The 14,874-nt window shown below is 60.0% G+C and carries 6 protein-coding genes; all 6 read right to left on the bottom strand.

The window, feature by feature from the left end:
- Positions 1-63 precede the first annotated feature (63 nt).
- Positions 64-1,611, bottom strand: a complete 1,548-nt coding sequence (locus tag DWA01_RS10695; RefSeq protein ID WP_114285829.1) for a lipopolysaccharide biosynthesis protein — start codon at positions 1,609-1,611, stop codon at positions 64-66.
- On the bottom strand, positions 1,611-2,927 hold the full coding sequence (locus DWA01_RS10690) for a class I SAM-dependent methyltransferase (protein ID WP_114285828.1): 1,317 nt from the start codon (positions 2,925-2,927) through the stop codon (positions 1,611-1,613). Before DWA01_RS10690 ends, DWA01_RS10695 begins: the two co-directional genes overlap by 1 nt.
- Complete coding sequence (locus DWA01_RS10685; RefSeq protein WP_235008520.1) at positions 2,927-4,105, bottom strand: class I SAM-dependent methyltransferase; 1,179 nt, start codon at positions 4,103-4,105, stop codon at positions 2,927-2,929. Before DWA01_RS10685 ends, DWA01_RS10690 begins: the two co-directional genes overlap by 1 nt.
- A gap of 15 nt (positions 4,106-4,120) precedes the next feature.
- A complete protein-coding gene (locus DWA01_RS23275) occupies positions 4,121-6,442 on the bottom strand; it encodes an NAD-dependent epimerase/dehydratase family protein (protein WP_200832552.1) in 2,322 nt (773 codons plus the stop codon).
- A gap of 1 nt (position 6,443) precedes the next feature.
- Positions 6,444-7,220: a glucose-1-phosphate cytidylyltransferase gene (gene rfbF / locus DWA01_RS10675; RefSeq protein ID WP_114285827.1), complete on the bottom strand. Its 777-nt coding sequence runs from the start codon at positions 7,218-7,220 to the stop codon at positions 6,444-6,446.
- 236 nt (positions 7,221-7,456) lie between these two features.
- Positions 7,457-14,713 carry a cadherin-like domain-containing protein gene (locus tag DWA01_RS10670; RefSeq protein WP_160116009.1) on the bottom strand — a complete coding sequence of 2,419 codons (7,257 nt, stop codon included), beginning with the start codon at positions 14,711-14,713 and terminating at the stop codon, positions 7,457-7,459.
- Between the last annotated feature and the right edge of the window lie 161 nt (positions 14,714-14,874).

Here is a 14,874-nt window from a genome sequence, read left to right as displayed (position 1 = left end):
AATATCACCGCCGTTCGGCAGCCGCTGCGTGGCACCGCTGCGGCCTCGCCAGGGCAGAGCGGCTCAGGGCCGCACCCGGTGCAAAACCGCGCGCAGATCACGGCGTTCCGCGCCGGTCAGACAGAGGCCCAGCATGACCGCAAAATAGACCAGCGCGCCGACGCCGCCATAAGCCAGAAGCCCGGCCCAGCTTGAGGGTTCCGCGATCAGCCTGAGCCCGCCCCAGACCAGCGCCCCGGCCAGCGCCGGCGCAAGGCCGCGCAGCAGAACTTCGGTTGCAAAGCGGTGAAAACTCTCGCCGGTCAGCCGCAGGCACAGGGACCAGAAATAACCCAGTTGCGAGGCGATGGTGATCAGCGTCAACGCCAGGGTGACCCCCACCGCGCCCATGTCAAACCAGCGCATAAACACCAGCATCAGCACCACGCCGGCGAACTGAAACAGAAACGCCGGCAGAAAAAAAGCGCGCACCTTTGCCATCGCCAGGGCGGTGATCGCCAGCAGTGCAGTGGGCTGGGTAAAAGGGAAGATGATCATGAACAGGATGATGATCGCCGCCGCACTGGCGTAATCCGCACCCAGATACAGCCCGATGAAAACATCCGCATAAATGATCAGCGGCGTCGCCAGCAGCATCGAGACCCAGAGCCCATAACGTCCGCCACGCAGCACGGTTGAGGCCAGGCGCTGATGATCCCCCAGCGCGTTCATCGCAGTGATCGCCGGCTGCAGCGGCGACGCCGCTTTGCTGATGATCATCTGCAACTGACGGAACAGCGTGGCGCCGATATGATAGGTGGTGACATCCACCCCGGTGCCGAGCAGGTTCAGGATCAGCGTTGCGGCGCTGGTATACAGGATCGTGCCGAGCTGACCCAGCGAGGTCCAGAGCCCAAAAGACATCAGCTGGCGCGCTTTCTTCGCATCAAACAGGCGCCAGTCCAGCCGCAGCTCCGGCACCATCTTTAAGGCGCGAAGCAGCGTGACCGCCGACAGCGAGACCTGGGAAATAAACGTGGCCACCACCACCCAGAGCACCGCCACGTCAATGAACAGCAGAAAATAAACCAGCAGCAGCGCGCGCAGCACGTCGCGGCCCATCTCCAGCAGGTTCATCTCCAGATAGCGTTGCCGGATCAGATAGGCGGTCTTAAACGGCACCACCAGCATCTGCAGCGCAAAACTGACCACCAGCAGCGCCATCATCAGCCGCGCATCTGCGGCGGACTGGGGGGGGATATTAAACACCCGGTCGATATTGAGTGCCAACAGCATCCCGCCCAGCATAAACAGCGCTGCCACCAGCGCCAGGATCGGGAACAGCGAGCTGACCAGCCGGCGCACCTCGGTAAAATCGCCTTTGGCATAGGCGTCGATTGTGTAGCGGCCGATGCCGCCGACAAAAACCGAAAAGAACAGCGGTGCAATGATCATCAGCGCGGTGACCACCGGCAGCACCGCGAATTCTTCGGCGCTGAGATGTCTGAGCAGGAACTGGTAGACCCAGAGCAGCACGGAGAAATTTACCACCCGCGCCAGCACCGAGCTGGCGGAATTGACCACCACCAGCCGTTTGGACAGCACGATATTCTGATGCTGAACCTGCGCCATTATCCCGCAATCACTTCGATATCGGGGGCCAGCCCCATGGCGTTCAACCGGGTGGTGATTTCACCGCGGTACAGCGCGTTGGAGATCAGCACCAGGTCAGGACGCAGGGAGGAGAGCGCAGTGGGCGCCAGCACCGGCAAAGCCACACCGGGCGCAAACAATCCGTGTTTGCGCGGGTTCAGATCAATCAGCGCCGCGAGTGACACCCCCGCCTCGCCCAGCGCATTGGCAAAAGTAATGCCTTTGGAGCCCGCCCCCCAGATCACCGCCCGGCCGCGCAATCCCGCGAGGCGCGTTTTCCAGCGCTCGAGTTCACCATTGGCGACTTCGGCGAATATGTCGGCGGCGCGGGCGATACCGCCGGTGCCTTCTGCGGTCCCATCCGTCCGGGCATGGGCGGCATACCCGCCGGGCCTGGTGCGGCTTGCAGGCCTCGTGGGACCGCTGGAAATGGCAGCGTTGGCGCTGTCACCACGGCGCCTCTCCTGGCGCACATCGCCGCCTTCACCGCCAGTATTGGACAGAAAATGCGGCTGCGGCGCGCCGGCGCGGGCCTCGATCATCAGGAACTGACGGTCATAGCCGGTGGCGACCGAAACGGGTTCCAGCCCGGCGCGGCGGAACATTGTGCTGAGCGGGGCGGCGCTCCAATAGCCCACATGTTCATAGATCACATCCCACATCGACACGGTGTCCAGCATCCAGCCGGCGTTTGGCACTTCAAAATAGACCAGCACATCGCGATTCCCGATCGCAGCGCGGATCTGGTGCAGCAGCGCCGCCGGCTGGTCCAGATGCTCCAGCACATGGCGACAGATCACGGCGTCAAAGGGGCGTTCAAGGTGATCGGCGTGGAAATACTCGGGGATGATGGCAACACCCTCGCGCGCGGAGAACGGGCTGTCTTTGCCTGCCATCGACGGGTCAAAGCCGGTGGCCGTCGCGACACCGTTTTTAGCCAACAGATCCAGAATATGGCCGTCCCCACAGCCGATCTCCACTACATGCCGGCCCGCAAGGTCGTGGCGGGTGACCAGGCCGGCGGCGAGATCTTCGGCAAAACTCTGAAAACGGGGCGAAAAATGCAGCGCGTTTTCATATCCCGGCGCATAGACCATACGGGCCGCGTCAAAGGCGCGGTTCCAGATCATCGCGCAGTGTTTACAGCGCACCAGCTCCACATCGCCACAGGCGGCAGCACGCGCGGCCGTGGCGTCAGGCCAGAGCTGATTGCACAGCACCGGCACATCGCGCAGCGCAAACACCGGCTTGGGATCCACAGCGTCACAGACCGGGCAATGGCTTGTACTTTCCATCACACCGCCACCAGTTCAGGGTCGAGCCCCATACCCTGCAACTGAGCGCCGATCTCCGCCAGGTAAACCGGGTTCATCACAATCACCGTGTCGGGCGGCGCCTGTTGCAGACTTTCGGGCGCGCTGACACGGTGGCCGCTGCCGGGCAGGTATTTGCCCTGCTTATACGGGTTGATATCGATGACGTCCGTCACCTCAGGCCCAAGATCATTGCTGGTCAGGAAAGACACCGCTTTGGAGCCGCCGCCCCAGATCGCGACGCGCTTGCCCGCCCCCTGACGGCGGCGCACAAACTGCGCCCAGTGGGCGCGAATTTCGGCGACCCGGGCAGGAAACGCCGCCGCCAGCTTGCGCAGATCCGCCAGGTCATCCGCCGCCGGTGGCATCACCCGCCCTGCCGCCGGCGCGGCATACTGGATGATGTACTGATCAGCGTAAGCGGCATAGAGCCGGGTCACATCCAGCCCGGTATGTTGAAACAGACGCGCATGGCTGCCGAGCGTGAAATAAGAACAGTGCTCGTAATAGATGTCCCAGAACGCCCCCTCTGCCAGCACCCGGCGCACATCCGGCGTTTCAAAGAACAGCGCCACATCGCGCCGCGCGCCAATAAGGCGGGCAATGTCGCGCAGAAACCGCCCCACCTGCGGAATATGTTCCAGCGTATGGCGGCAGACGATCAGGTCCGGCGCATAGTCGATATGGGTGGAGTCGAAATATTCGCGCCGGAAGCGGATATCCTTGCCGTTGGCGCCGGGCAGACGTTCGGGAATAAAACCAGGATCCACTCCCAACGCCCTTGTCCCGGTCTGGCGCACCAGCTCTTGTAAAAAATCGCCTTTGCCACAGCCGATCTCCAGCGTCTGCTTGCCGTCCAGATCGTAGAGCGCGGCGATTTCAGCCACCAGATCGCGGGCAAACCGGTTGAACGTGCCGGAGAAATGCTGACTTTCTTCGGTGGTGGACGCGTAATCCACCAGCCCCGGGTCAAAGGCGCGGTTAAAGACCAGGCCACAACTGTCACAAAACATCAGCACCAGAGCACTGCGCGGAAACGCCCGCGCCTGGTCCGCGCTGTCCAGTAACACGCAACTCTGCACCGGAATGGCATCCAGCCGGTAAATTTCGCTCAGGTGCCGCCCGCCACAGGCCGGACAAGGGTTCAGATCTCCACTCAAATCGACCTCCTGGGTTTAATGTTCAACGATCTCCAGCTCCGGGATCAGCACAATGAATTTACCGCCCGCCTGCAAAAAATCCTGTTGCTGGCGCAGGATTTCATCGCGGAAATTCCACGGCAGGATCATCACGTAATCCGGCCGGTCGGTCTGCAGCCGGGCCGGGTCGTCGATCGGCACCCGCACGCCGGGCATGTATTTGCCCTGTTTGTGCACGTTCTTATCGACCGCATATTCAATAGTGCGCGCATTAAGATTGAGGAAATTCAGCATGATGGTGCCCTTGGCGGCGGCGCCATAGGCGGCAATGGTTTTGCCCTCGGCTTTCAGCGTTCCGATCAGGGCGCGGGCTTTGTTGCGGAAGTCACGCACCCTGGCGCCAAAGCTCTGGTAATACTCAAACCTGTCCAGCCCCAGCTGTTTTTCTTCGGCCAGCAGGTAGTTTACCGCATCAGAGGGTGCATCTGTTTTGCCAAAATAGAGCCGCAATGAGCCGCCGTGGATTGGAAGGCGGCGCACGTCATTGAGGTAAAGTCCGTGACGCGCGAACAGGCTCTGCGCCGAGCCGGCCGAGAAATAACACAGGTGCTCGTGATAGATGGTATCGAACTCGATAAAGTCGATCAGGTCGCGCACATAGGGGAATTCAACCACCACAATGCCGTCCTCCGCCAGCAACTCCGCAAAGCCCGCCACCAGGTCGTTCTGATCGGCCACATGGGCCACCACATTGTTGGCGATGATGACATCGGCGCGTTTGCCCTGACTGCGCAGTTGGCGCGCCACTCTTGTGCCAAAGAAATCCACCAGGGTATCGATGCCCTTTTTCTGCGCCGCCGCTGCCGGTTTGCTGGCCGGGTCAATGCCAAGGGTCGGCACCCCCATTTCTTTGAAGTTCTGCAACATGTAGCCGTCGTTTGAGGCGATCTCGACCACCAGACTGTCCTTGTCCAACCCGCGGTTAACAATCAGTTCAAGCGCGTTTTCGCGGCTGTGGCGCAGCAGATCTTCGGAAAAGGAGGAGAAATACAGGTAGTCATCGCCAAACATTTCTTCCGCCGGGCGCGTTTCCAGCAGCTGCACCGTGGTGCAGCCAGGGCAAAAACCGAGCCGCAGCGGCACCAGGGATTCGCGCTGATCAAGGATCTTTTTGTCCAGCAACCCGTCTGAGCGCGGCATCAGCCCAAGGTCCAGGATCGGCTTTAACCCGGCGTGACCGCAGGAAATACAGCGCACTTTTGCCGCATCGCCCGCCCAGTCCGGCTCAGAGACCGAAGCCCCGTTGGAACGACGTTTGCGCAGGGCCTGAGGCGTGTGTTTCAGGCTCTCATCAATGATATTATCATTGATCAGCTGTTTGATATGGCCGATGCGCTGATAGCGCGCGCCTTCAAACATCTCCAGCGTCAGCTTTTGTTTTTTGTAAGCGGCATAGAGCGATTGCGCGCCTTTTACCGCGTCCCATTTCGGCTGAAAATCTGGCATCACCCGGCGGATTTTATCGCAGTTCACCCGGTACGAGCGTTTGTCCGGCCCGGCGCCCTCTGCAAAAGTCACCTCGCAGCCCGGCACCACCTGCGCCACGATCTCCGCCAGTTCGCGGATCTGGTAGTTGTGCTCGGTAATGCCGACGTTGAACGCCTCGTTGCGGATCTGGTTCAGCGGTGCGTTCAGCGTGGCGACAAAGGCGCGGCTGATGTCTTCAATATGGGTGATCGGGCGCCACGGGGTGCCGTCTGATTTCATATGGATCTGACCGGTGGTGACCGCCCAGGCCACCAGGTTGTTGAGCACCAGGTCAAAGCGGATGCGCGGGCTGACCCCATAGGCGGTGGCCGAGCGCAGGAAGGTGGGGCAGAACGTATTACAGGCCAGCTCTGCCAGCCCCTGTTCCGACATTACCTTGCTTTCACCGTAAGGCGTCACCGGGTTCAGAGCGCCATCCTCGTCAATGAAATCCGCCCCCCCCGCGCCATAGTTGGAACAGGAGGAGGAAAAGATGAACCGTTCAACCCCCGCCGCTTTGGCCGCCCGCGCCACCTGCATTGTGGCCTGAAAATTGATGTCAAAGGTGGTTTGAGGCCGAAAATCGCCCAGCGGATCATTGGACAGAGCCGCCAGATGCAACACCGCTTCAAAGCCGAGGAAATCCGAGGGCGTGACCTCGCGGATATCCTTTAATGTAGTCGCGACCAAGGGCATTTTGCCACCCGGATCAAAGGTGCAACGTTCATAAATATCGCTGTCGATGCCGGCGACCTCATGTCCGGCGGCCCGCAGCATCGGTGTCAGAACTGTACCGATATAGCCGCGGTGGCCCGTTACCATTACGCGCATATCATTTTTCCCATACTGCCCAGGGCCGCTCGCCCGAGTCCCAGATTTTTTGCAGGATGTGCTTGTCGCGCAGCGTGTCCATCGCCGCCCAGAAGCCTTCGTGGCGGTAGGCCATCAGCTGATGATCCCGCGCCAGATTTTCCAGCGGCGCATGTTCAAACATCATCATGTCGCCGTCGATGTAGTCCAGCACCTCGGGTTCCAGCACAAAGAAAGCGCCGTTGATCCAGCCCTCCGCGGTCTGCGGTTTTTCCTCAAAGGCGGTGACCAGATCGCCGTCAAAGCGCATGTGGCCGTAACGGGCCTGAGGGCGCACCGCCGAAATGGTCGCCAGCTTGCCGTGCGAGCGGTGGAAGTCCAGCAGTTTGTCGATGTTGATATCGGCCACCCCGTCGCCCCAGGTCAGCATAAAGGTGCCGTCTCCAAGGTAAGGTTTCAGCCGTTTCACCCGGCCGCCGGTCAGGGTTTCAGCACCGGTTTCGATCAGATCGACAGTCCAGGGCGCGTGCGCCTTTTCGTGCCGGATCACCGGGTCCGTGTTGTTCATATCGATGGTCAGATTGCCCGACAGCGCGCCATATTCGGCGAAATATCGTTTGATGCATTCGCCCTTATAACCCAGCGCCACGGCAAAATCGTTGAACCCGTAATGGGAATAAATATTCATGATATGCCACAGGATCGGCTTGCCGCCGATCTCGACCATGGGTTTGGGTCGGATGGTTGTTTCTTCTGCAAGGCGCGTGCCTTTGCCGCCAGCGAGAATTGCTACTTTCATGGACGTTTTCTCCACTACAGACAGTTAAAACCAATTTCTCGGATCTGTTTCCCCCTCTTTCAGTCTCAATATCGTCTCAAAATTCCCAACCGGCGCATAAGCCCGGCCTGTCAAAAATCTGCCCCCCATTTTCCGGCCCTCAAAACCCGGCCCCCAAGACCCCGGTGCTGATCATTTGCATCCCGTCCGCTGCTGCGCCCCCCGCTCAGTCGGTCCGGTCTGACCCTGTTGCCGCATCACGCCATTGGCGTATCGACAAAGACAAAATCACTGCTGTTGAGATCCAGCCCGTAGACGCCGTTCAGCGCCCCGATCAGCTCGTCCGTATCGCCGCCCGTCCCGACGCGCCAGATCGAAGTACCCGCGGGCAGTCCGGCCGCATCCTCAGTCAGCAGATAGTCCGTCTCTGCCCCGTGCAGCTGCACCTGGTCGGTGCCGGAGACAAAATCCCAGGCAAACCCGTAATCCGCCACACCAGTGGTCAGCCCGTCGCCATCGTCGTAAAACACGTTGTCTTCGTCACCGAATATGAACAGATCGGCACCGCCGGCACCGACAAAGACATCCAGTTCCGCCAACCCCGGCAGCGCCGCGCCTGTGTCCACTGCGATCAGCATCTCATTCTGCGCGTCACCCTGGATAATATCGCTGCCGGTAATTTCGGTGACGCTCAGATCGCCAAAGGTCACGTCATAATAATGCGCATTCAGATAGATCGACCCGGTGGCCGGGGCTTCATCAATGCTGAAGACCTCGGTTGTCTGCAACGTCCAGCCCACCGGCTCAGAGGTGCCCACCTCCCAGACTTTCAGACTGTAGATCCGGTCATAAAGCCCGGTCTGTTCGACCTGGACGATAAAATTGTAGCTCAGCCCCTCGGTCAGCGTGAACGCCTGGCTGCCCAGCACTTCGGAGAAACTGTGATAACTGTGGCTCTTGAAGTTGTTCTCATAAAAGAACGTGGCGCCGGGTTCATAACCGGATTTCGGTTGCCAGCCAGCCTTCGGCTGATCGGTGTGCCCGTCCCAGAGCATGCCGATGGCAACGCCGCCGCCGTCCCGCCCCAGCGGATCGACATTGGTCAGGTCATGCATGGTGATGGTCATTTCAAGCCGGTAATTGTCCCAGTCCTGATCGCCCAGAACCAGCAGCCGGTCATAACCAAGATCCGTCGGGCGGGCGCCGCTGGCGTCATAGCTCCAGGTGCCGTCCACCACCTGCACCGCATCGTGAAGATCGGTGACCGTGGCCCAGTCGATGCTGTAATTGGGGCTCCAGACCGCACCGGATTGATAATCGATGGTGACGTCCCGGGTAAAGACGCTGCTGTCCGCCATGGTGGCGGTGATGGTGACAATATCATCGGTGGCCGAGCCATCCAGCTGGGCATAGGCAATGTCGGCGTTAAAATCGCCATCGTCTTGCAGCCGGCGGGTGTCCGGCCCCAGTTCCAGCACCTGTTCGGGGCCGCCGTTGATCGAATAGGTCAGCGAGGTGACGCTGCCCGACACATTGCCCAGAATGTTGATCCAGACCTGGCTTTCGCCCTGGCTGGCAAAGGTCTGATTCAGCCCGTACCAGACATCGATCGGATTGCCGACGGTCAGGCTGACATCGGCGGTGTCAAACAGGCTGCCGTCGGTGATGGTATAGGTAAAACTGTCGCCGCCGTTAAAACCCGCGTCAGGCGTATAGGTGAAGGTGCCGTCCAGATTGTCAACGAGAGTGCCGTTCACCGTCTGGGTAAATCCGGTGAGGCTGATCACGTCATCATTCGGATCGCTGTCATTGGCCAGCAGATCGGCGGCGACATTGATGTTCAATACCACACCGACATCGGTGACAAACACATCATCCGCCGCCACCGGCGGATTGTTCACCTGCACTATGGTGCCATCCTCATCCACAATCGGCGCATCCGCGTTTTCAAAGAAATCCACCTGGGCGGTATAACCGGTGGCGCTTCCGGTATTGCCCGCGACGACTCCGACTGAACTGATGCTCATCGCCTGGACAAAACTACCGGCGGTGACCCAGCTGGCCCCGTCCACGGAATATTCCAGCGTCCAGCTGTCCCCTGCACGGGTCACCCGCAGATAAGGCGCGGTCCCGCCCGGGATGATCACGCTGATTTGAGCGCTGGAACTGCCGCCAAGCGTTACTGCGGCAAAAGCCCTGAGATTGCTGCCGTCTGAGTAGGTGTCAAAGCGGATCCAGTTATCGGCGTCCTGTTCCACCAGAATGCCCTGCAGCTGATATTGCTCGACGGGCGTGGAGAGAAAGCGGGTGCTCAGCTGGAAATCCGTATCAGTGGTGCTTTGCATCACCCGGCTGCCATTGTTGGTATTATAGACGTCATAATTGCCGTCCGGTGTCACCAGTTCCAGCCAGGCCTCTGTCGCACTTGTCGCCAGCCCGGCGGAAATCCCGGCCGGGCCTTCAATGTTCCAGACCGGATCCAGCACCCCGTTTGAAAAATCATCCGAAACAATCGGGCTGCCGGGTGGTGGCGTGCCAATGGCCAGCTCAAAGGCGGCGGTGGAAGCCGGCGCGATACCGTCGCTCAGCGACAGCTCAAACACATCCAGCCCGTCGACACTGCCGTTCTGGACATAAGACACCCGCCCGAGATCCACATCCTGCTGGCTGAAACTGTCGCCCAGAGCAAGCGCGGTGCCATCGAGCCGCAATTCCCCAAGGCCCGGGGTGCTCACCAGGGTGTAGATCAGCTCAGCGGCGCTTTGCTCGGAGTCGGTGGCCTGCAGCAGCGCCGTGTCCAGCACAAAGCTCTGACCAGGGGTGAGCGCGATCTGCTGCTCTTTTTGCTGCAACAGGACCGAAATGGTGCCGTCGGTCTTACTTGCGCCCAGCACATCCATCAGCCCGTCGCCGTTCATATCCACCGGCGTGGCGCCATAGGCCCCCAGCGCGGCACTGTCGACAATCACCGTGGTGAAACCGCCGCTGCCGTCATTGACATACAGCGCGATTGTATTGTCATCGACGCTGGCGGAGAGCACATCAATATCGCCGTCCCCGTCAATGTCGGCGGTGGAGACATAACGGGCACCTTCGGCGCTGGCGCTGATCAGCACCTTGCTAAAAATGCCGGCGTCATTGCGATACCAGGCGATGGTGTCATCCTGTTTGCTGGCCGTGACAATGTCGATGTCGCCGTCACCGTCAATATCGGCATAGGTGGCGAAATAAGCGCCGTTGGCACTGCTGTCGATCACATGTTTGGTAAAACCTTCTGCCCCGTCATTTTCATACCAGGCAAAAGTATCATCATCAAAACTTGCGGTGATAATATCGATGTCGCCATCGCCATCCAGATCCACCGGCACCGCCGATTTGGCCGCCATCGAAGCCCCGTCGATCTCTATGGCGGTGAAGTTTTCCGCCCCGTCATTCTTATACCAGCTGATCGAGTTGGAATCCTGCCCGGCGGTGACCAGATCCATCTCGCCGTCGCCATCCAGATCCACCGCGAACAGCGAATGGGCCCCGTCCTGCACCGCGATGATATGTTTGACAAACCCGCCGGCGCCGTTGTTCTCATACCAGACATATTCATCCGAGCGATAGCCGGCAGCCAGCACGTCCATATCGCCGTCCTGATCCAGATCAGCCAGAGAGGCGGGATAAGAGGACTCCAGATTTATGTCGATATCATGGGGGGTAAAATTCAACGCTCCGTCATTTTCAAACCAGACCACGGAATCGTTCTGCTCCGAGGTGGCGACGATATCGAGGTCGCCATCAAAGTCGAAATCCGCCGCCAGCGCGATATGGGTCAGCGGCATTGCGGTGCTGACAATGGTTTTTGTGAAGGCGCTGGTGCCCGTCACGATCAGCGGCGCGGTATTGGCCTGACGCAGGCTGACGGTGGCGCTGCCGCCGGCGCCCTGGTCATCGGTGACCGTATAGGTGAAACTGTCGTCACCGGCATATCCCGCGTCGGCCACATAGGTAAAACTGCCGTCCAGGTTCAGGGTCAGCATGCCGTTGGCGGGGCCGGTTTCGACCACCACGCTCATCGGATCGCCGTCCGGGTCCACATCATTGCGCAGCACACCGTCACTGGCGATCACCGCAAGCGTGCCATCCGCCGCCAGCAGATAGGCGTCATTGGTGGGTTCGGGCGGATCATTGGGAATAATGATGGTGCCGTCTTCATCCGTAATCGGCGCGTCAGCGTTCTCAAAAAAATCGACCTGGGCAGTATAACCGGCGGTCGGCCCGGTATTGCCGGCAAATACGCCCACGGCGCTGACCGTCAGCGCATGGGTGAAACTGCCGGCAGTGGTCCAGCTGGTGCCGTCCACAGAATATTCCATGGTCCAGAGATCACCCGCGCGGGTCACCCGGAGATAGGGCGCGACATTGCCCGCGATTGCCACGCTGAACTGCGCCGCGGAACTGCCGGCAACGGTGACTGCGGCAAATGCAGACAGCGTGCTGCCGTCAGAATAGGTGTCAAACCGGATCCAGTTGCCGGCGTCCTGCTCCACCAGCAGACCCTGGATCTGATATTGTTCCGTCGGTGTGGTCAGGAACCGGGTCGATATAATGAAATCTTCATCGCTGTTGTCCTGCATCGCACGGTTGCCGTTGTTGACGCCCCAGACGTCAAAATTCCCGTCTGGGGTGACCAGTTCCAGCCAGGCCTCCGTGGCGCTGGCGCCCAGGCTGGAAGTTATCCCGGCCGGGCCTTCGATGCGCCACACCGGATCAAGCACACCGCCGGCAAAATCATCTGACACCAGCGTGCTGGGCGGCGAGGCGCCCACAGTCACGCTGACCGTGGCGCTGTCACTCAGACTGCCGTCCGAGATGGTATAGGTGAAACTGTCGTCGCCATTAAAACCGGCATCCGGCGTATAGGTGTAGGTGCCGTCCAGGTTGTCGGTCAGCGTGCCGTTGGCCGGCTGGGTGAAAGAGGTGATGCTGAACGCGTCGCCGTCCGGGTCGCTGTCATTGAGCAGCAACTCTGTGGCGCTGGTGATCACCAGCGGTGTGCCCAAAGCAGTGGTAAATCCAGGGTCATCCACCGCCACCGGTGCCCTGTTGGGCGGCGTGCCGACGGTCAGGCTTACCGTGGCGCTGTCACTCAGGCTGCCGTCAGAGATGGTATAGGTGAAACTGTCGCCGCCATTAAACCCGGCATCGGGCGTGTAGGTGTAGGTGCCGTCCAGGTTGTCGCTCAGCGTGCCGTTGGTGGGCTGGGTGAAAGAGGTGATGCTGAAGGCATCGCCGTCCGGATCGCTGTCATTGCCCAGCAACTCTGTGGCGCTGGTGATCACCAGCGCCGTGTCCGCAGCGGTGACAAAACCAGGGTCGTCCACCGCCACAGGTGGCGTATTGACGGGGGTAATGACGCCGTCTTCATTCATGATCGGATCATCGGTGTTCTCAAAGAAATCCACCTCGGCGCTATAGCCGGTGGCGGCGCCGGTATTGCCCCCATAGACACCCACGACGCTGACCGCCAGCGCATGTGTAAAGCTGCCGGCGGTGGTCCAGCTGGCACCGTCAATGGAATATTCCATCGTCCAGGTGTCACCTTCGCGCGTTACCCGGAGATAGGGCGCGACCCCTTCGGGTATGCGCACTCTGAGCTGCTGAGTGGTGACGCCGTCGATGGTGATCGCGGCATAAGCGTATAACTTTTTACCGTTGGAATAGGTGTCAAAGCGGATCCAGTTGTCGGCGTCCTGTTCCACCAGCAGGCCCTGGATCTGATATTTTTCAGTCGGTGTGGTCAGAAACCCCGTCGAAATCTGGAAGTCGGTATCGGCAGTGTCCTGCACCGCGCGGCTGGTGTTGTTTGAGCCGTAAATGTCATAGTCCCCGTCCGGGGTCACCAACTCAAGCCAGGCCTCTGTTGCACTTGTGCCCAGTCCGGCGGAAATGCCGGCCGGACCTTCGATACGCCAGACTGCCGGGTCCAGAAAACCACCGGCAAAATCATCTGACACCAGCGTGCTGGGCGGCGGGGTGCCCACAGTCAGGCTTACCGTTGCGCTGTCAGTCAGGCTGCCGTCTGAGATGGTATAGGTGAAACTGTCGCCGCCATTAAAGCCCGCATCCGGCGTATAGGTGAAGGTGCCGTCCAGGTTGTCGCTCAGCGTGCCGTTGGTGGGCTGGGTGAAAGAGGTGATGCTGAAGGCGTCGCCGTCCGGATCGCTGTCATTGCCCAGCAACTCTGTGGCGCTGGTGATCATCAGCGGCGTGTCCTCAGCGGTGACAAGTCCAGCGTCATTCACTGCAACAGGTGCCGTGTTGGGCGGCGCGCCGACGGTCACGCTGACCGTGGCGCTGTCAGTCAGGCTGCCGTCGGAGATGGTATAGGTGAAACTGTCGCCGCCATTAAAGCCGGCATCGGGCGTATAGCTGAAAGTGCCGTCCAGGTTGTCTGTCAGCATGCCGTTGGCCGGCTGGGTGAAAGAGGTGATGCTGAACGCGTCACCGTCCGGATCGCTGTCATTGCCCAGCAACTCTGTGGCGCTGGTGATCACCAGCGGCGTGTCCTCAGCTGTGGTAAATCCAGCGTCATCCACCGCCACCGGTGCCGTGTTGGGCGGCACGCCGACGGTCAGGCTTACCGTGGCACTGTCAGTCAGGCTGCCGTCCGAGATGGTATAGGTGAAACTGTCGTCGCCATTAAAACCGGCATCTGGCGTGTAGGTGAAGGTGCCGTCCAGGTTGTCGCTCAGTGTGCCGTTGGTGGGCTGGGTGAAAGAGGTGATGCTGAACCCGTCACCCTCCGGGTCGCTGTCATTGCCCAGCAACTCTGTGGCGCTGGTGATCACAAGTGGCGTGTCCGCAGCGGTGACAAAACCAGGGTCGTCCACCGCCACAGGTGGCATGTTGACGGGGGTAATGACACCGTCTTCGTCAAGGATCGGATTGGCGGAGTTTTCAAAGAAATCCACCTCGGCGGTATAGCCGGTGGCGGCCCCGGTATTGCCCCCATAGACACCCACGGCGCTGACCGCCATCACATGGGTAAAGCTGCCGGCAGTGGTCCAGCTGGCACCGTCGATGGAATATTCCAACGTCCAGGTGTCACCTTCGCGCGTTACCCGGAGATAGGGCGCGGTCCCTTCGGGTATGCGCACTCTGAGCTGCTGGCTGGTGACGCCGTCGATGGTGATCGCGGCATAAGCGAAGAGTTTTTTACCGTTGGAATAGGTGTCAAAGCGGATCCAGTTGTCGGCGTCCTGTTCCACCAGCAGACCCTGGATCTGATATTTTTCGGTCGGCGTGGTCAGAAACCGCGTCGAAATCTGAAAGTCGGTATCGGCAGTGTCCTGCACCGCGCGGCTGGAATTGTTTGAACCATAGATGTCATAGTCGCCGTCCGGTGTGACCAGAGACAGGTACGCATCGGTGGCATTTGTTCCCAGGCTGGCGGCGGTTCCGGCGGGGCCTTCGAGGCGCCATACCGGGTCCAGAACACCATTTGAAAAGTCGTCAGAAGTACTCAAAGCGTTTCCTCCGGGGCTCACGGATCTCGCTTAGAAAATCGTTACATCAACCCGGATACACTACCTGAAAACCACCCAAAACTCTACATACTTGCCCGTTTGAGGCGTATTGAATAAGCATTTCCCACCGAGGGCCTGGGATTTACAACTTTAAGGAATCC

This window comes from Candidatus Halocynthiibacter alkanivorans, assembly GCF_003333265.1.
GTDB classification, from domain to species: domain Bacteria; phylum Pseudomonadota; class Alphaproteobacteria; order Rhodobacterales; family Rhodobacteraceae; genus Halocyntiibacter_A; species Halocyntiibacter_A alkanivorans.
The sequence above is the reverse complement of the archived record's forward strand: the minus strand, read 5'-3'. Positions and strand labels throughout refer to the sequence as shown.